This is a genomic window from Amycolatopsis azurea DSM 43854 (assembly GCF_001995215.1).
GTDB classification, from domain to species: Bacteria; Actinomycetota; Actinomycetes; order Mycobacteriales; family Pseudonocardiaceae; genus Amycolatopsis; species Amycolatopsis azurea.
Window position 1 is genome coordinate 99,836 of record NZ_MUXN01000001.1, and the last position, 18,817, is coordinate 118,652.

The 18,817-nt window shown below is 70.5% G+C and carries 19 protein-coding genes; 18 read left to right on the forward strand and 1 reads right to left on the reverse strand.

The features are described 5' to 3' along the window. The first annotated feature begins 47 nt into the window (after positions 1-47). From B0293_RS00485 to folK, 12 genes are all read left to right on the forward strand, one after another. The gene (locus tag B0293_RS00485; RefSeq protein WP_039918822.1) at positions 48-1,076 is read left to right on the forward strand and encodes a zinc-dependent metalloprotease; all 1,029 of its coding nucleotides are present in this window, start codon (positions 48-50) and stop codon (positions 1,074-1,076) included. Beyond that, positions 1,073-2,047: a tRNA lysidine(34) synthetase TilS gene (gene tilS / locus B0293_RS00490; RefSeq protein WP_005160142.1), complete on the forward strand. Its 975-nt coding sequence runs from the start codon at positions 1,073-1,075 to the stop codon at positions 2,045-2,047. Before B0293_RS00485 ends, tilS begins: the two co-directional genes overlap by 4 nt. Before the next feature lie 13 nt (positions 2,048-2,060). After that, the gene (gene hpt, locus B0293_RS00495; RefSeq protein ID WP_005160138.1) at positions 2,061-2,624 is read left to right on the forward strand and encodes a hypoxanthine phosphoribosyltransferase; all 564 of its coding nucleotides are present in this window, start codon (positions 2,061-2,063) and stop codon (positions 2,622-2,624) included. Positions 2,625-2,768: 144 nt separating this feature from the next. Next, complete coding sequence (locus B0293_RS00500) at positions 2,769-3,134, forward strand: hypothetical protein (RefSeq protein ID WP_005160136.1); 366 nt, start codon at positions 2,769-2,771, stop codon at positions 3,132-3,134. Positions 3,135-3,151: 17 nt separating this feature from the next. Then, the gene (locus B0293_RS00505) at positions 3,152-4,549 is read left to right on the forward strand and encodes a WXG100 family type VII secretion target (protein ID WP_005160134.1); all 1,398 of its coding nucleotides are present in this window, start codon (positions 3,152-3,154) and stop codon (positions 4,547-4,549) included. A gap of 237 nt (positions 4,550-4,786) precedes the next feature. Beyond that, the gene (locus B0293_RS00510; protein WP_005168029.1) at positions 4,787-5,581 is read left to right on the forward strand and encodes an ESX secretion-associated protein EspG; all 795 of its coding nucleotides are present in this window, start codon (positions 4,787-4,789) and stop codon (positions 5,579-5,581) included. A gap of 119 nt (positions 5,582-5,700) precedes the next feature. After that, complete coding sequence (locus tag B0293_RS00515; protein WP_005168030.1) at positions 5,701-6,534, forward strand: ESX secretion-associated protein EspG; 834 nt, start codon at positions 5,701-5,703, stop codon at positions 6,532-6,534. 201 nt (positions 6,535-6,735) lie between these two features. Further along, complete coding sequence (gene ftsH / locus B0293_RS00520) at positions 6,736-9,153, forward strand: ATP-dependent zinc metalloprotease FtsH (RefSeq protein WP_039920001.1); 2,418 nt, start codon at positions 6,736-6,738, stop codon at positions 9,151-9,153. Further along, on the forward strand, positions 9,122-9,736 hold the full coding sequence (gene folE / locus B0293_RS00525) for a GTP cyclohydrolase I FolE (RefSeq protein ID WP_005168033.1): 615 nt from the start codon (positions 9,122-9,124) through the stop codon (positions 9,734-9,736). Before ftsH ends, folE begins: the two co-directional genes overlap by 32 nt. After that, positions 9,733-10,575 carry a dihydropteroate synthase gene (folP, locus tag B0293_RS00530; RefSeq protein ID WP_005168035.1) on the forward strand — a complete coding sequence of 281 codons (843 nt, stop codon included), beginning with the start codon at positions 9,733-9,735 and terminating at the stop codon, positions 10,573-10,575. The genes folE and folP overlap by 4 nt, the downstream gene beginning before the upstream one ends. Continuing rightward, positions 10,568-10,927 (forward strand): dihydroneopterin aldolase, encoded by a 360-nt coding sequence (folB, locus tag B0293_RS00535; RefSeq protein WP_005168036.1) that lies wholly within the window; start codon positions 10,568-10,570, stop codon positions 10,925-10,927. Before folP ends, folB begins: the two co-directional genes overlap by 8 nt. Next, entirely contained in the window at positions 10,924-11,415 is a 492-nt protein-coding gene (gene folK, locus B0293_RS00540; RefSeq protein ID WP_005168039.1) for a 2-amino-4-hydroxy-6-hydroxymethyldihydropteridine diphosphokinase, read from the forward strand. The genes folB and folK overlap by 4 nt, the downstream gene beginning before the upstream one ends. 106 nt (positions 11,416-11,521) lie before the next feature. Here folK and B0293_RS00545 read toward each other — a convergent pair whose 3' ends face one another. Beyond that, a complete protein-coding gene (locus B0293_RS00545; protein ID WP_005168041.1) occupies positions 11,522-12,463 on the reverse strand; it encodes a MerR family transcriptional regulator in 942 nt (313 codons plus the stop codon). A gap of 60 nt (positions 12,464-12,523) precedes the next feature. Between B0293_RS00545 and B0293_RS00550 the strand changes: the two genes are divergently transcribed. The 6 genes from B0293_RS00550 to panD all read left to right on the forward strand — a co-directional run bounded on the left by B0293_RS00550 (position 12,524) and on the right by panD (position 18,813). Further along, a complete protein-coding gene (locus B0293_RS00550; RefSeq protein WP_005168043.1) occupies positions 12,524-12,985 on the forward strand; it encodes a DUF3180 domain-containing protein in 462 nt (153 codons plus the stop codon). A gap of 69 nt (positions 12,986-13,054) precedes the next feature. After that, positions 13,055-15,133 carry a DUF6779 domain-containing protein gene (locus tag B0293_RS00555; protein ID WP_039920002.1) on the forward strand — a complete coding sequence of 693 codons (2,079 nt, stop codon included), beginning with the start codon at positions 13,055-13,057 and terminating at the stop codon, positions 15,131-15,133. 28 nt (positions 15,134-15,161) lie between these two features. Beyond that, positions 15,162-16,331, forward strand: a complete 1,170-nt coding sequence (locus tag B0293_RS00560; protein WP_005168047.1) for a PrsW family intramembrane metalloprotease — start codon at positions 15,162-15,164, stop codon at positions 16,329-16,331. Positions 16,332-16,465: 134 nt separating this feature from the next. Next, positions 16,466-17,401, forward strand: coding sequence for a Rossmann-like and DUF2520 domain-containing protein (locus tag B0293_RS00565; protein WP_407640093.1), 936 nt, complete (start codon positions 16,466-16,468; stop codon positions 17,399-17,401). Further along, positions 17,398-18,306: a pantoate--beta-alanine ligase gene (gene panC / locus B0293_RS00570; RefSeq protein ID WP_005168050.1), complete on the forward strand. Its 909-nt coding sequence runs from the start codon at positions 17,398-17,400 to the stop codon at positions 18,304-18,306. The genes B0293_RS00565 and panC overlap by 4 nt, the downstream gene beginning before the upstream one ends. A gap of 12 nt (positions 18,307-18,318) precedes the next feature. Further along, on the forward strand, positions 18,319-18,813 hold the full coding sequence (gene panD / locus B0293_RS00575) for an aspartate 1-decarboxylase (protein ID WP_005168051.1): 495 nt from the start codon (positions 18,319-18,321) through the stop codon (positions 18,811-18,813). Positions 18,814-18,817: the final 4 nt, after the last annotated feature.

An 18,817-nucleotide genomic window follows, 5' to 3' on the forward strand; every position in this document is an offset into this window, starting at 1 on the left:
GTAGCGTCGTAAGAGTGACTGAGGAAGCGCCGACCAAGACACGTTCGATGGTCGACTGGTCCCTGGCCGCCACGACGGGCGCACTCCTGGTGCGTGGCGGTCCGGTCGTCGACCGCGAAGAGGCCGACGCGGCCGTCGCCGAGCTACGCGACCTGACCAGCGAGGCCGAGGGGCATGTCCGCGAGCTGACCGGGCTCGGCCTCGATCTGCCGCTGCTGCCCGCCGAAGTCGTCGACAGGCCAGGCTGGGTCCGCTCGGCCGCCGCGGGACTCGACGCGCTCACCGGCCGCGCGCTGCCGGAGGCCCAAGGCGGGCCGCTGGCGCCCGTGCTGGCCGGTGGCGCCGGTGTCCAGACCGGTCTGGTGCTCGCGTTCCTGGCTTCCCGCGTACTCGGCCAGTACGACCCGTTCGGTGGGCCGGAACGCCAGGGACAGCTCGTGCTCGTCGCGCCGAACGTGGTCGCCGCCCAGCGCGCGATGGACGTGCCGGGGCACGACTTCCGGCTCTGGGTCTGCCTGCACGAATGCACCCACCGGTTGCAGTTCACCGCCGTCACCTGGCTGCGCGACTACTTCGCCGACGAGGTCGAGCGCCTGATCGGCGGGCTCGCCGGACGGGACGCGGACGGGCTGAGCGATCTGGTCGGCCGCCTGCCGGACACCATCAAGCAGATCGGCAAGGGCAAGGCGGGCGGCGCCGGTCTCGCCGAACTCCTCCAGTCGCCGAGCGAACGCGCGGTGTTCGACCGGCTGCTCGCCCTCTCCACCCTGCTGGAGGGGCACGCGGACTTCGTGATGGACGCCGTCGGGCCGCGGGTCGTGCCGAGTGTCGACCTGATCCGGTCGCGGTTCACCGCCCGGCGCAAGGGCGGCGGCCTGATCGACCGCGTGCTGCGCAGCCTGCTCGGTGTCGACGCGAAGATGCGCCAGTACGAGCAGGGCGCGAAGTTCACGAAACACGTCGTCGAGGCTGTCGGCATGGACGGTTTCAACGCCGTCTGGACATCGCCGAACACGCTGCCGACCCGCGCTGAGATCACCGATCCGGCGGCCTGGGTGCGGCGACTGCACGGGTGAACGGACCGGATCCGGCGATCGCGGCCGTCCGCACGGCCGTGCGGGACTTCCTGGCCGTTTCGGGGAAACCCGGCGAGCTGTGCGTCGCCGTCTCCGGCGGCGCGGACTCGCTCGCGCTGGCCGAAGCGGCCGCGTTCACCGGCACCCGCGCGGGCCTGACGGTGCGGGCGCTCGTCGTCGACCACGGCCTCCAGGACGGCTCCGCCGAAACCGCCGCCCGCGCCGCGGACACCGCACGGGAGCTGGGCGTCCACAGCGCCGAGGTCCTGAAGGTGCGGGTCGAGGGCGCGGGCGGACCGGAAGCCGCGGCCCGCCGGGCCCGCTACCGAGCCCTGCGTTCCGCGCTCGGAGACGGGCACGGCGTCGTCCTGCTCGGCCACACCCTCGACGACCAGGCCGAAACCGTCCTGCTCGGCCTCGGCCGGGGTTCGGGACCGCGGTCGCTGGCCGGGATGCGGCCGCACGACCCGCCGTGGGGACGGCCGCTGCTCGGCGTCACCCGCGCCACCACCCGGAAGGCCTGCCGGGCGCTCGGCGTCGACCCCTGGCAGGACCCGCACAACGAGGACCCGCGGTTCACGCGTGTCCGGTTACGGACGGAAGTACTGCCCCTTCTGGAGGATGTGCTGGCCGGTGGTGTCGCGGCCTCGCTCGCCCGCACGGCGGCGCAACTGCGCGAGGACACCGAGGCGTTGGACACACTCGCGGACGCCGTCCACCTGCGTGCCTTCATCGAGGAAGGGCTCGACGTCGCGGTGCTCGCGACCGAACCGCCCGCGCTGCGACGGCGCGTCCTCCGCAGGTGGCTGCTGGACTCCGGGGTCCGCGAACTCACCGACGCCCATCTGCGTTCGGTCGACGCGCTGGTGGGGAACTGGCGGGGTCAGGGCGGCGTCTGGCTACCCGGCGACTTGGTGGCCGCGCGGGCGCATGGCAGGCTCTTGCTCGAAGCACCCCAGTCCACCACCTAGAGGGGAACGTCCCGTGTACGAAGGCGAGATCGCCTCCGTGCTCGTCACCGAGCAGCAGATCAACGAAAAGATCGCCGAGCTGGCCGCGAAGGTCGCCGCGGACTACCCGGCCGACGGCCCCGGCGCCGGGCAGGGAGACCTCCTGCTCGTCGGCGTGCTCAAAGGCGCGGTGATGTTCATGACGGACTTCGCCAGGGCGCTCCCTCTTCCATCCCAGCTCGAGTTCATGGCGGTCTCCTCCTACGGCTCGGCGACGTCGTCGTCCGGCGTGGTGCGGATCCTCAAGGACCTCGACCGCGACATCGCCGGCCGCGACGTCCTCATCGTCGAGGACATCGTCGACTCCGGGCTCACGCTGTCCTGGCTGTTGAAGAACCTGGCGAGCCGCAACCCGGCCTCGCTCGAGGTCGTCTCGCTCCTGCGCAAGCCGGAGGCGGTCAAGGTCGATGTACCGGTCAAGTACATCGGGTTCGACATTCCCAACGAATTCGTAGTGGGATACGGCCTGGACTACGCGGAGCGTTACCGGGACCTGCCTTACATCGGCACGCTGGATCCGCACGTCTACACGTCCTGAGAACCGCTTGCCCGCTCATGGCGGAATACGGAACCCTGAGCGCGGTGAACGCGTCATAGGCAGCGATCACGTGCGTTAACCTATGCGAAGACCTTCGCCACGAATCCGTCGTGGCCTGGCCCGGGGGAAACGGAGAGAGCTCAGATGGGGAACAGCAGCTTGGCGGACGCGAACGCGTTCAAGAACGCCGCGGCCCAGGGCCAGGTCGGGATCGACCCGGACGCGGCCCAGACCGCACTGAACAAGATCCGGACCGGCAAGGACGCCGTCGAGGCGCTGCTCCACGGCGCCGGCGACCTCGGGCAGGCGCCGAAGCTGGGCAACAACCCGGTCGGCAACGCCATCGCCGCGAAGGTCGCGAACCGCGCCGACGGCGGTGGTGACTCGTACACCGCCGCCCTCCAGAACCTTTACCAGCAGTACGAGGCGGCCGAGTCCGGCATCGTCACCGCGATGGCCCGTTACCACGAGATCGACCAGGCCGCGGCCGAGCCGTTCCGGAACGTCTGAGGGGGAGTCAGAAAGCCATGCCACCGAAGCACAGCGCCGACTCTTACGGCGAGAGCAACACCAGCAGCGCGAGCAGCAGCGGCACCCCGGTCCAGCTCGGCGACAACTCGCAGGCCGCGGGCATCGTCTCGAGCGCCCGGGGCCGGTCGGACGGGTTCGACATCGGCGCCGACCGCGCCATCACGAACCCGCCGAACTGGGAGAGCGCGCCGAGCAGTCAGGACCTGTGGAACCAGGCCAACATCGGCAACGACCCCAGCACCGCGACGGCGATCGGCCAGTCGTGGACCTCGCACAGCAGCAAGCTGAGCCAGGCGTCGAACGACCTCTACAACGCGATCTCCGAACTGGGCGCCGCCTGGATCGGCCAGGGCGCGGCGAGCGCCCAGGGTTCGCTGGTGGCCATCGCGAACTCGGGTTCGCAGGCCTCCGAGGCCGCGAGCACCATGGCGGACAGGCTGCAGAAGCAGGCCGACGCGGCCACCAAGGTCAAGCTGATGCCGAAGCCGACCAACTACACCCCTGAAGGCGCGATGGGCCAGGCCCTCGCCGCGGGACCGGTCGGCATGATCACCGACCAGAAGCCCCTCGCCGACCAGGACAAGGAAGTGCGGGCGGAGCAGGCCAGGTTCCTCGAGGCCTACACCAAGGAGATGAGCGAGGTCGACAGCTCGACCCCGAGCTTCGGCCCCGAATCCCTCGGCATGAAGCCGACGGCCACGCACAACAGCGTCGGGTTCAGCGGTGTCGGCAACGTCGGTGGCGGCGGCCTCAACTCCGGTGCCGTCTCCGGCACCCCGGTCTTCGCCGGCACGCACGGCTACGGCGGCGCGCAGGGCGGCCCCACGGCCGCTCCGATCCACGCCGGTCCGGACTCGGGCGTGTTCTCGCAGGCCGGCTACAACCCCGCCACCGGGAACGCCCCGGTTTCGGGCGTCGCGCCGGGTGCCGGTGTCGCGTCCGGTGCCGGTGCCCCGATCGCCCCGCACGCCCCCGCGGCGAGCGGTGGCAACGGGCTCGGCCAGGCGCTCACCGCGGCCGGTCTCGGCGGCGGCCTCGGCTACGCCGGTGCCAAGGCGCTCGGACAGGGCAACAAGTCCGGCTCCAAGGACACCGACAGCACCGACGCCGCGGCGACGGACAACGCCGCGCCCGCGCAGAGCGCAGCGTCCCAGGCCGTGCCGCAGCAGGGCATCGTGTCCTCCAGCGGCACCATCGGTGGCGGCCCCACCCCGCCGATGCAGGGCATGGGCGGCGGCATGGGCATGGGCGCCCACGGTGCGCAGGCCGAGCAGGAAGAGGAGCACACGCACGCGTCGTTCCTCATCGAGCCGGACCCGGACGACGCCTTCGGCGCCAACGAGGCGACCCCGCCGCCGGTCATCGGTGCCTGGACCGAAGACGACGATCGCTAGAGCGGTTTTCACCGGGCGCGCGGCCGAATCGGCCGCGCGCCCGCTGACTTGTACGAGCCTGTCGGCGGAGCTGAAGTCGGATGTCGAAAAGCGACCACGCGTGAACCCGCCCCGGCCGAAGGCCCCGCTATCGCGGTGGCAGGACGCCTTGTCCGCAGTCGTGAGGTAGATGACCAGGCAGCGTCCTGCCGACGCCGATCGCGGACGCGGGTTCACCAACAGACACTAGGGGCTTGTATGGCGAACGGTGAGCTGTTCACCGGGGTCGAGCTGGACTTCCTGTGGGAGAGCGCGAACGCCGGCGAGCTGCCGTATCCGCTGCGGCTCCGTTCGCACGGGGCGACCATGGACGAACGCGGCGCGCTGCGGACGCAGACGCTCCAGTCGCTGTACCAGCGCCGTCTCGCCGACGAGCGCGGGCGTCCCGAACCCCACATCGAAGACTATTTCGGCGTTCTCGCACTGCCGGAACTGAGCCTGGACTGCGTCCAGCTCAACAACCCCAACACCGAACCGCTGCTCGCGGTCGCGTCGCTGCTCGGTGGCCAAGGCCTCCTGACGGTGCAGGACCAGCGCGGTTTCCACTTCCATCCGATCGCCCCGGACGGCCTCGCGAGCGCGATCGTCTCCCTCCTGCCGCCGGGTTCGCGCGGTACGGAGAAGTCGATCACCCTCCCGCTGGACGGGCTCGTCGGCGCCTCGGGCGCGGACTTCCTCCAGCGCCGTCAGCCGCAGGTCGACGGCTCGGCGACGTCCGACGAGGACCGAAAAGCCCTCTCGCGGCTCCAGGCGCAGCCGCGGCTTCGCGGTGGCCAGTTCGGCGCCAACGCGCGCAGCAAACACGGCACGCGGAGCCGGTCTTCGGTGCTGAGCTGGTTCGACACGCAGTCCGGCCGGTACTTCACCCAAGCCACCCGCGGCTCCGACGGCCGGGACTGGATCAGCATCGCGCCCGCGGATCCGGCGACGCTGCGGCAGCGGCTCACGGAAATGCTGGGAAAGATCGCGGCTGACGTATCTGTCGCGCGCTGACCCCGGCTCTCGAACGTCACTTCCCGCATCCGGCCGACGACTGTCGTACCCCTTCGCTATCGTGAACCGTCTGGGTGTCCCGAGGCCCAGAAGCCAAGGTGCCGGGAGGGCACGAAGCAATGCATCAGGAACATTTCACGCCGTTGGCGTTCGACTTCCTCTGGGAGTCCGCCGAGCTCGGCGACCTGCCGTACCCGCTGCGCGTGCGTTCCCACGGCGCGACCGAACTCGAGCGCCGGGCGCTGCGCCAGCGCGTCGACGGCGAACTCCAGGCCCGCGGCCTCCGCGACGGCCGGGGACGGCTCGAGCGGAGGATCGAGGACTGGCTGTACCTCCTCGCCCGCGGCTCGCTGACCATCGACGCGCTGCACATCCCCGAGTTCCAGGCCCCGACGATCGCCGTGCTCGGCGCCACCGACGGCCGTGACGGCGTGATCGCCATCCAGGACCAGTCCGGGATCTGGCTGCGCGAGGCGCCCGCCGACGGGCTCCCCACCGCGGTCGTCGACCTGCTGCCCCCGGGGCAGCGCGGCTCGGAGGCGTCCATCACGCTGCCGATCGACGACGCCCGCCGTACCGAGCCGATCCGCGGCGCGATCAACCCGACGAAGCAGGCCGAGGAACCCGAAGCGGCGAAGACCCGCCGCAAGGAGAAGTCCCGCGTCTCACTCAGTGAACGCGTCACCGCGGATCCGCGCGAGGCGTTCGGCAAGCTCACCGGCCAGCCGCGGCTGCGCGGCGGTCAGCTCGCCGCGAACAGCCGGTCCCACGTGGGCGCCAAGCAGCGGTCGCGGGTCCTCGGCTGGTTCGACACCGCCAGCGGCCGCTACCTCAGCACGTCGCAGGCCGGGCCGGACGGACGCGAATGGGTCACCGTCTCGCCCGCCGACGTCAAGACACTCCGCATGCGACTCGGCGAAATGGCCGCCGGTGTGGCGGTCGACACACGTTAGGGCGGCCGTCGCGTTCACGCTCCGGGAACCCTCGCGCGGCGTCCGCCGTTGACGTCCGAGAGGCTCACCACCCTCGTCCTTCCAGGCGGGCGGTATCCTGAGGGGCGGGTGTCGGAGCACCATGGGTCGTCAAGATCGTGATGGCGGGTATCACAGGAGCCGCCCAACCAGGAAGGGTCGAGGCCACCAGGGCCGAGTCGTATGAACCGGAAGAGCGTGCTCAGGAACCCAGTGCTCTGGATTCTCGCGGCGGTACTGGCGTTTCTCGCATACAACACGATCTTCGACAGTGATCGTGGCTACACCCAGGTGCCGATCTCGGTCGCGAACCAGCAGATCACCGCGAACAACGTCAAGGAAGCCTCGCAAGAGGACAAGGAGCAGCAGGTCAAGCTGCTGCTGAACAAGAAGATCGAGGTCGACGGCCAGCAGGTCGACCAGATCATCGCGCAGTACCCGGCGAACGTCGCGGGCACCATCTACGGCCAGCTCATCGGCCTCAAGAGCGGTGACAACCCGGTCAAGTTCACCACCAAGGTCACCCAGCAGAACGTCCTCACCCAGATCCTGATCTTCGCCATTCCGCTGGCGCTGGTGCTGGGCCTGCTGATGTGGATGATGAACAACGCCCAGGGCGGCGGGAACCGCGTCCTCAACTTCGGCAAGTCGAAGGCCAAGCAGCTCAACAAGGACATGCCCAAGACGACCTTCGGGGACGTCGCGGGCGCCGACGAGGCCGTCGAAGAGCTGTACGAGATCAAGGACTTCCTGCAGAACCCGGCGCGCTACCAGGCACTCGGCGCGAAGATCCCCAAGGGCGTCCTGCTCTACGGGCCGCCCGGTACCGGTAAGACGCTGCTCGCGCGAGCCGTCGCCGGCGAGGCGGGCGTGCCGTTCTACACGATCTCCGGTTCCGACTTCGTCGAGATGTTCGTCGGTGTCGGTGCCTCGCGGGTCCGCGACCTGTTCGAGCAGGCCAAGCAGAACGCGCCCTGCATCATCTTCGTCGACGAGATCGACGCGGTCGGCCGCCAGCGCGGCGCCGGCCTCGGCGGCGGTCACGACGAACGCGAGCAGACGCTGAACCAGCTCCTCGTCGAGATGGACGGCTTCGACGCGCGCGGCGGCATCATCCTGATCGCCGCGACCAACCGTCCCGACATCCTCGACCCGGCGCTCCTGCGTCCCGGCCGGTTCGACCGCCAGATCCCGGTGTCCGCACCGGACATGCGCGGCCGCAAGGCGATCCTCGAGGTGCACGCCAAGGGCAAGCCGATCGCGCAGGGCACCGACCTGAGCAGCCTCGCCAAGCGGACCGTCGGCATGTCCGGCGCCGACCTGGCGAACGTGCTCAACGAGGCCGCGCTGCTCACCGCCCGCCAGAACGGGCACGTCATCACCGACGCCGCGCTGGAGGAGTCGGTCGACCGCGTCGTCGGCGGCCCCGCCCGCAAGAGCCGGATCATCTCCGAGAAGGAGAAGAAGATCACGGCCTACCACGAGGGCGGGCACGCGCTCGCCGCGTGGGCGATGCCGGACATCGAACCGGTCTACAAGCTGACGATCCTGCCGCGCGGGCGCACCGGCGGTCACGCCCTGCTCGTCCCGGAGGACGACAAGGAGTTGATGACCCGTTCGGAGATGATCGGGCGCCTGGTCTTCGCGATGGGCGGCCGCACCGCGGAGGAGCTCGTCTTCCACGAGCCCACCACCGGTGCCTCCTCCGACATCGAGCAGGCGACCAAGATCGCCCGCGCGATGGTCACCGAATACGGCATGAGCGCCCGGCTCGGCGCGGTCAAGTACGGCCAGGAGCAGGGCGACCCGTTCCTCGGCCGCTCGGCGGGCCGCCAGGCGGACTACTCGCTGGAGGTCGCGCACGAGATCGACGAGGAGGTGCGCAAGCTCATCGAGACCGCGCACACCGAGGCGTGGCACGTGCTGAGCACCTACCGTGACGTGCTGGACGAGCTGGTCATCGAGCTCCTCGAAAAGGAGACGCTGACCCGCAAGGACCTCGAGCGGATCTTCGCGACCGTCGAGAAGCGCCCGCACATCACCATCTTCAACGAGTTCGGCGACCGCAAGCCGTCCGACAAGCCGCCGATCAAGACCCCCGGCGAGCTGGCGATGGAACGCGGCGAGCCGTGGCCGCCGCCGGAGGAGAAGAAGGAGCAGCGGGTGCTCCAGCCGGCGCCGACCCCGGTCGGCACCGCGCAGGGTGGCGGCGACCTTCCCGGTGGCCCGCCGTACGCGGCCCCGGTCCCGCCGCCGGACCCGAACGCGAACCCGTACGCTCCGCCGCAGCCGGGCGCCTACCCCAACGGGGGCCGCCCGAACGGTGGGCCGAACGGCACCGGCCACTGGCCCCAGGCATATGGTGGGCAGCAGCCGGGCGGACCGGCAGGTGGTTACCAGGGTGGGCCCGTCGGCGGCCCGCCGAACTACGGGGCTCCTCCCGGATGGACCCCGGCGACTCAGCCGGGCGGCCAGCCGAACCAGCCCTGGCGTCCCGCCGAAGACCGCCCGCGTGACAGCTGGTCCCCTGACCAGCCCGGCGGTCAGCAGGACGAAGGACAGCAACGGCGTGACGACGGACAGGACGACACCAAGCGGTAACGGCGCCGGCCCGGTCTTCGACCAGGATCGGGCCGAGAAAGCCGTACGCGAACTCCTGCTCGCCTGTGGTGAGGACCCGGACCGGGACGGTCTCTTGGAGACCCCGGCCCGGGTCGCTCGCGCTTACCGGGAAATGTTCGCCGGGCTCTACACCGAACCGGACCACGTCCTGGACCGCACGTTCGACGAGGCGCACGAAGAACTCGTCCTCGTGACGGACATCCCGATGTTTTCGGTATGTGAACACCACTTGGTCCCCTTCCACGGTGTCGCCCACGTCGGCTACATCCCGAACGGTCACGGCAAGGTCACCGGCCTGTCCAAACTGGCCCGCCTCGTCGACCTCTACGCCAAGCGCCCCCAGGTCCAGGAGCGGCTCACCTCCCAGGTCGCCGACGCGCTCATGCGCAAACTCGCGCCCCGGGGCGCGATCGTCGTGGTCGAGGCCGAGCACCTCTGCATGGCCATGCGCGGTATCCGCAAACCCGGCGCCCGGACGACGACGTCGGCCGTGCGCGGGCTGCTGCAGTCTTCGGCGTCCTCGCGGGCGGAGGCGCTGGACCTGATCAAGGGCCGCCGATGACCGCCCTGCCCCGGCCGGGCCGGTGCGCGGTGATGGGCATCCTCAACGTCACGCCCGATTCCTTTTCGGACGGTGGCCGCTATCTCGACGTCGACCAGGCGCTGGAGCACGCGCACGAGATGTGGGCGCGCGGCGCGGACCTGATCGACGTCGGCGGGGAGTCGACGCGGCCGGGGGCGTCCCGGGTGGACGCCGACACCGAGAACTCCCGGATCATGCCGGTGATCCGCTCGCTCGCCGCCGACGGTGTCGCGATGTCGGTGGACACCACGCGCGCCGAGGTCGCCCTCGCGGCCGTCGAGGCGGGCGCGTCCGTGATCAACGATGTCTCCGGTGGGCTGGCCGACCCGAACATGGCGAAGGTCGCCGCCGAGACCGGGGTCCCGTATGTGCTGATGCACTGGCGCGGGCACAGCAAGGACATGAACGCGCTGGCGTCCTATGAGGACGTCGTCGCCGACGTGCGCGCCGAACTACTGTCCCGAGTGGATGAAGCGGTCGCCGACGGTGTCGACACCGGCGCGATCGTGCTCGACCCGGGGCTCGGGTTCGCGAAGAACGCCGAACACGACTGGGCGCTGTTGAACGGCCTGGATTCCTTCCTGTCACTGGGTTTCCCGGTTCTCGTCGGCGCCTCGCGCAAACGGTTCCTCGGACGCCTCTTGTCCGGAGAGGACGGGAAACCAGCCCCGCCGGACGGTCGTGAGAACGCGACCGCGGCCGTGTCCGCGCTCGCCGCCGCGGCCGGCGCGTGGGGGGTCCGGGTGCACGAGGTCGGCGCGAGTATCGACGCCGTGACCGTCGCGGCGGCTTGGCGGAAGGGGAGTCCCGGTGTCTGACCGGATCACGTTGACCGGCTTGAGGGTCTTCGGCAGGCACGGGGTCTTCGACCACGAAAAGCGCGACGGGCAGGAGTTCGTCGTCGACATCGTGGCGTGGCTGGACCTCGGCCCGGCCGCCGCGTCCGACGACCTGACCAAGACGCTGCACTACGGCGAACTCGCCGAACTCGCCGCCGGGATCGTGGCGGGCGAGCCGTACGACCTCATCGAGAGTGTCGCCGGGAAGATCGCCGACGAGGTGCTGCGCGACGAGCGGCTGACCGCCGTCGAGGTGACGGTGCACAAGCCGTCCGCGCCGATCCCGCTGAACTTCGACGACGTCGCCGTCACGGTGCGGCGGGAGCGATGAGCCGCGCGCTGCTTTCGCTCGGGTCGAACCTGGGGGACCGGCTCGCGTTCCTTCAGTCGGCCGTCGACGCCATGCGCCCGGCGGTCGTCGCGGTGTCGTCGGTGTACGAGACGAAGGCGTGGGGTGTTGAGGACCAGCCGGACTTCCTCAACGCTGTCGTCCTCGTCGACGACCCGGCGCGCGATCACTGGGACTGGCTGCGCACCGGGCAGGCCGCCGAGCAGGCCGCCGGACGCGTGCGCGAGGTCCGGTGGGGACCGCGCACGCTGGATGTCGACATAGTGACCGTGGCCGGGGTCCGCTCCGACGACCCCCAGTTGCTGCTTCCCCATCCCGGCACGCCGGAGCGGGCGAGCGTGCTGATCCCCTGGCTGGAGATCGAGCCCGCCGCGGTGCTCCCCGGCCACGGTCGGATCGCCGACCTCGTCGCCGCCCGCCCCGCTTCGGACCGCGACTCCGTCCGGCTGACGTCTTTCCCCCTCGCCTGACCCCAGCCCCACGTTTCGTCCTCTGAACGCGGTAGTTCGTACCGCCAACTACCGCATCCAGAGGACGAAATGCGCGAAGGGCCAGGGCGATACCAAAGGTCCCTTGCTACCCCAGTGCGGAGCGGAGGGCGGCGACGACCCACTCGGCCTGCGGCATCTGCGTGGGGAACGACGGCCAGCCGTTCATCTTCCCGAGCAGCATCCAGTACCGCTCGGCCTTCGGGTCGGTGCTGATCGCCATCCCGTCGGCCAGTCGCTTCCGCCAGGCCGGGTCGGCCGGGTCCCGCCCGTTCCGCGAAGACTGCGTGAAGATCGTCTCCGCCAGTTCCCGGCCTTCGGGCGAGTCCGGCGGGATACCGGCTTCAAGCGCTTCGCTCGCCTTCGCGCTCCACGCCATCCACAGCTCTTGCTGCTGCGAGCCGAAGTCCGCCCCGTCCTGCTTCCGCAGCTGCGAGTGCCACTCGCTCATCCGCCGGATCGACGCGCGGAACTCCTCGTCCTGCACGAGCTCGGCGAACTCGATCCACGCCTCCAGCTGCTCGGGCGTCGGGTCGTCGGGCAGTTCCGGTTTCGCCGAGATCATCCGCTCGTAGAACTGCGGATCCAGTTCGAGCCCTTCGACCATGTCCGCCCAGAACTCGTCGAGCAAGCGTTTGCGGTCCTCGTCCGACATCGACGCGAGTTTGTTCATCAGTTCGACCTCCTCCAGTGGTGAGTCCCGTTTGGCCACCGCTCGCAGGACCGCGCGGCGCAGTTCCAGCCGCCGGATCTGCTCGTCCAGGGCGGCGACGTGCTGGACCGCGAGGTCCCCGATGGTCGCTTCCCTGGTCAGCGCCCGCTCCACGTCCGCGAGTCCCAGGCCGAGCTCTCGCAGCGTCCGGACCAGCTCCAGGCGCGCCATCGCGGTGGCGTCGTAGAGGCGGTAGCCGGAATCGGTGCGGTCGGTCGGCGGCAGGAGCCCTTCGTCGGAGTAGAAGCGGATGGTCTTCACCGGCAGGCCGGTTCGTTTGGCCAGCTCCCCGATGGTGAAGACCGCTGCGGTGCCCATGTGTTTCATCGTCGACTCTCCAGTTGGTGGAGAGTCAAGCCTGCCAGGTAGCGTTGGACCATGCACTTCACCCGGCCCCGTGAGCTGGCGGTGGCCGGCCTCCTGGGATTGGTCCTGGCCTATCTCGTCTTCCAGGTCGCGTACGGATCCATCCCCGCGCTCCCGCTCTTCGCCGGGATCACGTTGCTCGTCCTCGCGCTCTGCGAGGTCGTGCTCGCCTTCATCATCCGTTCGCGGATCAAGGAGGGGCGGGTGCTGTCCGCGATCTCCGTCGCCCGATCGGTGGCCCTCGCGAAGGCCTCTTCTCTCGCCGGATCCGCCATGACGGGGGTCTGGCTGGCGGCTTTCGCGTATCTTTTTCCGCGACGTGACGAACTCCTCGCGGCGGCCGGTGATCTCCGTTCGGCGACGGTGGGGATCGTCAGCTCGGTGGCGCTGGTAGCTGCGGCTTTGTGGCTCGAACACTGCTGCCGGACCCCTGAGGGCAGTGATCGGGACCGCGATCCCGAGCCGACCGGTTAACGCTCGAGAGCCACCGCTCGAAGTACCGACTAGGTCTCGTTCGGATTACTAGAAGGTACGGTGTTGGGCATGACCGGGGTGGGTGACGACTCGCGCGGCCGCCTTGCGGGTAGGCCGTGGCTTGTCGTCGGCTTGGTTCTCGCCGTCGGCGCGACTCTCGCATTGGTGCTTTCCGACGACCTCCGCTACTTGCGGCTGGGGATCGTCGCGGCGCTGTGGGCCGCCTTGATCGGTGCGTTCCTGGCAGTCCGCTACCGGAAGCACGTTTCCCACAGCGAGGACGCCGTCGCCGAGGCGCAGGCCGTCTACGAGCTGGAACTGGAACGCGAGATCGCCGCCCGCCGCGAGTTCGAGCTGGAGATGGAAGCGGAGAACCGGCAGGCCGCCGAGACCCGCTCCCATGACGAGCTCGAAGCGCTCAGAGCCGAGGTGAGCGCCTTGCGTGAAAGCCTCCAGTCGCTCTTCGGCGGCGAAGTCCTTCTCGAACGCGTCGCGCTCACCGCGCAGGCAACCCGGATGCGGTCCCTCGACAACAAGCAGCTCATGAGCGCGGGGGCCGAGAACGGCAACGGCAAACCCCAGCTGATGGCGGCCAAGAGCACCACGATCGACGTCGACGAGCGTGAACGCGAACGCGAGCGCCCGACCGAGATGATCGACCGCGTCCTCGAACCCGCGGCCGCCCGCGCCGGGACCCCGCCCGCCGCCCGCCGCAAACCGGCGAACGGCCAGGTCAACGGCGTCAACGGCGTTAATGGTGTCAACGGCACCGGCGGCTACGGCCAGAGCAATCAGGTCCAGCGGCCGAAACCGGCCGACGAATCGACTCGCCGCAGTATGCGCAAGGCGGACGCCCGCGCTTCCAAGGCGGCTGAAGCCCTCGCCGCCGAGGCCGCCCGTCGCGAGCGGCTCGAAATGTCCACCCCCGGTATGTCGCCCGCCGAGATCTCCCGGCCGATGCCGAGGGTCGATGACCGGCGCAAGACCCCGCCGCCGGTGACCCCCGCCGAGGTGTCCCGCCCGTCCATGCCGGGTGTCTCGCGCGCCGAGGTCTCGCAGCCGTCGATGCCCACCGTCGCCCGGCAGCCCCAACGCCCTGAAACACAGCGCCCCGAACCGCGTCCGGAGCCCCAGCGCGCCGAACCGGCCCGCCGCCCGCAGCAGGCTTCGCTGCAGCAGCGGCTCGACGCGGGCACCGTGCAGCGTCCGCCCGCCACGCGGCCGGAGGAACCGACCCGCACGCAGACGCCGCCGGTGAAGCCCGCCGCGCAGGCGAAGCCGGTCAAGAAGGTCGAGCCGGACCGTCCCCGCCCGAACCGTGAGCTCGGCCTGACCCGGCCGGGTATGAAGCCGGTGGAGCGTTCCCGTCCGGCCGGTGGCACGCCGGCGCCCGCGAACAAGCCCGCCGCGCAGGAGCCGATGGAGGCCACCGGCGAGTGGAAGCCGTCGTGGACGCAGGAGCGCCCGGTCTCCGACCTGAGCGCCGCGTTCCCCCGGAAGGACGACTTCCAGGACCGGCTGCGGCCCACGCCGCCGCCCCAGCCCAAGCCTCAGCCCCAGCAGTCGGCTTCCCTGCCGAGGCCGGACCCGCGCCCCGAACCGAGGCCGGAACCGCGTCGCGACCCGGAGCCGCCGACCCCGCTGTCGATACCGGTCGTGTCGGAGCCCGTTCGCCGGGCCGAGCCCGTGCGGCGCCCGGAGCCCGAGCCGGTGCGCCGTCCGGCCGCAGAGGCGCCGTCGCGGCACAGTTCGCCCGTCGAGGAGCCGCCCGCGGTCAACCCGACGCTGCCCGAAGAGATCCGCATGACGCAGAACGGCGGCGGACGCCGTCGCCGGGCGTCGGAGGACTCCTCGGTCTCGCTCACTCCGGCCCCGAGCGTCCCCGAGCCCACCGGAGGCGGCCGTCGCCGCCGTCCGGACGGCGAACCCCCGGCTTGGCAGAACGGCGCCGAGCCGGGCGGCCGCCACGGCGGCAGGCGGGCGAAGCCGGAGGAAGACGAGGCGCCGTCCCGCAACGGGTCTTCGCACAGCCATTCCGAGACTCCCGCGGCGGGCTCGCACGCGTCCGGCCGGTCGGTGATGGACCTGCTCGCCGCCAACGGCGCGAACGAGTCCACCCCGCGGCGCAGGCGGCGTGCCGAAGACTGAGCCCGTACCGACGGTAGGGTGACCCGCTGTGAGCGAGCCTTCCTCCCCGGCGCCCGGTCCCGACCGGGCCCGCCGGTCCCGGTCGATCACCGTGCTGCTGCCGGTGCTCGGGCTGATCGCCGTCGCGCTCTGCGGGCTGTTCGTCTTCGGCACGGTGACCGAGAAGGTCGGCCTGCCCGCGGTGACGATCGGCGTGCTCGCGGCGCTCGTCCCGGTCGCCGTGGTGGTCACCGCGTTCCTGTGGGTCGACCGCTGGGAACCGGAACCGCCGAAGCTCCTGCTGCTGTCGTTCGTCTGGGGCGCGTGCGTCGCGACGATCATCGCGCTACTGCTCAACAGCGGCGCCGAAGCCGTCGGTGACCTGCTGCTCGGCAGCGGCGGAGGCGGCAAGATCAGCGGCCTGGTCTCCGCGCCGCTGGTCGAGGAGGCCGCGAAGGCCGCTTTCATCCTGCTGCTCTGGTGGCGCCGCCCGGCCGAGTTCGACGGCGTCGTGGACGGCATCGTCTACGCCGGGTTCACCGCCGCGGGCTTCGCGTTCACCGAGAACATCTATTACTTCGGCCGCGCCTTCGCCGAGCACGGATTCGGCGACGGCACGAGCGCGGGTGTGCTCGCGGCCTTCTTCCTCCGCGGCGTGCTTTCGCCGTTCACGCATCCGCTGTTCGCCGTGATGACCGGGATCGGGCTCGGGGTCGCCGCGAGCACCAAGGTCCGCTCGCTGCGGATCCTGGCGCCGATCGGCGGCTACATCGTCGCCGTGCTGCTGCACGCCCTGTGGAACGGCGCCGCGCTGCTCGGCGGCGCCAAGACCTTCCTGAACGTCTATTTCCTGATCATGGTGCCGCTGTTCATCGGGGTCTTCTCGGTGGTGGTCATGCAGCGCCGCCGGGAGCAGCGGATCGTCGCGGCGGCGCTGCCGATGATGGTCGACGCGCGCTGGATCGCCCCCTCCGAGGTCGCGTTGCTGGCCAGCCTGTCCGGACGGCGGTCGTGGCGGAAACAGGCGCGGAAGCAGTCGGGCCGGGAAGCGGCGAAGGCCGTCGGCCGGTACCAGGCCAGCGTGACCGAGCTCGCGTTCCTGCGGCGCGGCCGGAAGCTCACCGACGAGGCGAAACAGCGGCAGCGTGAGCTGCTCCAGGTGCTGAAGACGTCGCGGGCCGAGGCCGTCCGGCTGGCCGACGGCGCACCGCGCGGGTGACCACTGTCAGGTGAAGCTGGTCACGAGGGCCGTTTCAGACGCGTGCCGGAGGGTTACCCTCGCGCCGTCGTCTGGTACCCGCGATTGCCGAGCGGGACTGGAACGAGTTGAGGAGTTTCGACCATGAGCGTCCACTGGCGCACGCCATGATGAGGCCCGCTCGCCTGGCCGTCGGCGTCGTTTCCGCCGGCCGGGTCGGCAGCGTCGTCGGCGCCGCCCTCAGCAGGGCCGGCCATACGGTCGTCGCGGCTTCGGGCCTTTCCAGCGCTTCGGTACGCCGGGCGGAGCAACTGCTTCCCGACGTGCCTCTCCTGCCGCCCGACGAAGTCGCCCGCCGCGCCGATCTCGTCCTGCTGGCCCTGCCCGACGACGCGCTCGCCGGGATGGTGCGCGGTTTCGTCGCCACCGGTTCGCTGCGCCCGGGACAGATCGTCGTGCACACTTCCGGGGCACACGGCATCGACGTCCTCGCGCCCGCCGCCGAGGCCGGGGCACTGCCGCTGGCCCTGCATCCCGTGATGACCTTCACCGGCCGCGCCGAAGACCTCGACAGGCTGGCCGCGTGCAGCGTCGGCGTCACCGCCGCTGAGGGTGACGAAGCCGCGTGGAACGTCGGTGAGGCGCTGACCGTGGAGATGGGCGCGGAGCCCGTCCGGGTCCCTGACGAAGCGCGAGCGCTCTATCACGCGGCGTTGGCGCATGGCGCGAACCACCTGATGACACTGGTCGCCGACTGCGCGGAACTGTTGCGGGAGGCGGGAATCGCCCAGCCCGAACGCGTGGTGGCTCCGTTGTTGTCGGCGGCATTGGATAATGTTCTGCGACACGGGGACCGGGCGCTGACCGGGCCGGTGGCCCGTGGTGATCTCGGCACCGTGCGCAAGCACCTCACGGTGCTGGCCGAACGTGGCCCCGACATCGTCCCGAGCTATCGCGCGCTGGCCAAGCGCACGCTGGCGCGCGGCGACGCCGCCGGGCTCTTGGACTCCTCGGCCGCCGCCGAGCTCACCGAACTCCTCAGTGATCCAGCCGATCCCGCAGATCCCGCCGAAGGGCAGCAAAAGCAGTGACCACACCGAAATTCGCCCGAGGCACGCTGCACACCTTCCAGCCGCCGGAGCAGGTCAGCCAGGTGACGCGCGCCCTGCACGGGGTCGGCCGCAAGGTCGCGCTGGTGCCCACGATGGGCGCCCTGCACGCGGGACACCGCGAGCTGATCCGCCGGGCGAAGCGGCTGCCGAACACCGTCGTCGCGACGTCGATCTTCGTGAATCCCTTGCAGTTCGGGGAGGGCGAGGACTTCGAGGCGTACCCGCGTCCGCTGGACAAGGACCTCGAAGTACTGAAGGAGGACGGCGTCGAACTGGGCTTCCTGCCCAAGGCGTCGGATCTTTACCCCGAGGGCGCCGCCGTCACGGTGCACCCGGGCGAGCTCGGCGACGAGCTGGAGGGAGCGGTGCGGCCGGGGCATTTCGCCGGCGTGCTCACCGTGGTGGCGAAACTGTTCAACATCGTGCGGCCGGACTACGCCTTCTTCGGGGAGAAGGACTACCAGCAGCTGGTGCTGATCAAGAAGATGGTGCGTGACCTGAACTTCGAAACCCGCGTCATCGGGGTGCCGACGGTCCGGGAACGCGACGGGCTGGCGTTGTCCTCGCGCAACGTCTACCTGACCCCTGAACAGCGCGAGGACGCGATCGTGTTGTCGGCGGCACTCACCGCGGGTGCCTTCGTCGGGCGCGACGGCGCGGAAGCCGTGCTGGCGACCGCCAGGCAGACCCTCGCCGCGCGGCCCGCGGTCGAGATCGACTATCTGGAATTGAGGGGAACCGACCTCGGGCCCGCGCCCGTCGACGGTGAAGCGCGGTTGCTGATCGCGGCCCGGGTGGGGAGTACCCGGCTGATCGACAACGTCGGTGTGGTGCTCGGCGCGGCCGCGGACCATCCGGAACACGCGCTGGACGCAGGGGAATAGGGAGAGTCCACGATGTACCGCACCATGCTGAAATCGAAGATTCACCGGGCGACGGTCACCCAGGCCGATCTCCACTACGTCGGGTCGGTGACCGTCGACGAGGACCTGATGGACGCGGCGGATCTGCTGCCGGGCGAACAGGTGTCCATTGTGGACGTCACCAACGGCGCGCGGCTCGAGACCTACGTGATCGCCGGCGAGCGCGGCAGCGGGGTGCTCGGCATCAACGGCGCCGCGGCGCATCTGGTGCACCCGGGCGACCTGGTGATCCTGATTTCGTACGCGCAGATGGAGAACGCCGAGGCGGCCGCGTTCCGGCCGCGGGTCGTCTTCGTCGACGCGGACAACCGGATCGTCGAGAAGGGCGTCAACCCCGGGCACGCGCCGGAGGGTTCCGGGCTGATGAGCGGCACCGTGACGCTGGCCGACGACGACACGATGACCTTCCCGGTCGCCGAAACCGCCGACGCACGCCGTCTCGACGCGCTACTGCACGCCGAAAGCTGAGTCC

Coding starts and splice junctions, on each gene's coding strand:
- B0293_RS00485 (WP_039918822.1), top strand. CDS start 48: ATGGTCGACTGGTCCCTGGCCGCCACGACGGGCGCACTCCTGGTGCGT.
- B0293_RS00500 (WP_005160136.1), top strand. CDS start 2,769: ATGGGGAACAGCAGCTTGGCGGACGCGAACGCGTTCAAGAACGCCGCG.
- B0293_RS00505 (WP_005160134.1), top strand. CDS start 3,152: ATGCCACCGAAGCACAGCGCCGACTCTTACGGCGAGAGCAACACCAGC.
- B0293_RS00510 (WP_005168029.1), top strand. CDS start 4,787: ATGGCGAACGGTGAGCTGTTCACCGGGGTCGAGCTGGACTTCCTGTGG.
- B0293_RS00515 (WP_005168030.1), top strand. CDS start 5,701: ATGCATCAGGAACATTTCACGCCGTTGGCGTTCGACTTCCTCTGGGAG.
- ftsH (WP_039920001.1), top strand. CDS start 6,736: ATGAACCGGAAGAGCGTGCTCAGGAACCCAGTGCTCTGGATTCTCGCG.
- folP (WP_005168035.1), top strand. CDS start 9,733: ATGACCGCCCTGCCCCGGCCGGGCCGGTGCGCGGTGATGGGCATCCTC.
- folK (WP_005168039.1), top strand. CDS start 10,924: ATGAGCCGCGCGCTGCTTTCGCTCGGGTCGAACCTGGGGGACCGGCTC.
- B0293_RS00545 (WP_005168041.1), bottom strand. CDS start 12,463: ATGGGCACCGCAGCGGTCTTCACCATCGGGGAGCTGGCCAAACGAACC.
- B0293_RS00550 (WP_005168043.1), top strand. CDS start 12,524: ATGCACTTCACCCGGCCCCGTGAGCTGGCGGTGGCCGGCCTCCTGGGA.
- B0293_RS00555 (WP_039920002.1), top strand. CDS start 13,055: ATGACCGGGGTGGGTGACGACTCGCGCGGCCGCCTTGCGGGTAGGCCG.
- panD (WP_005168051.1), top strand. CDS start 18,319: ATGTACCGCACCATGCTGAAATCGAAGATTCACCGGGCGACGGTCACC.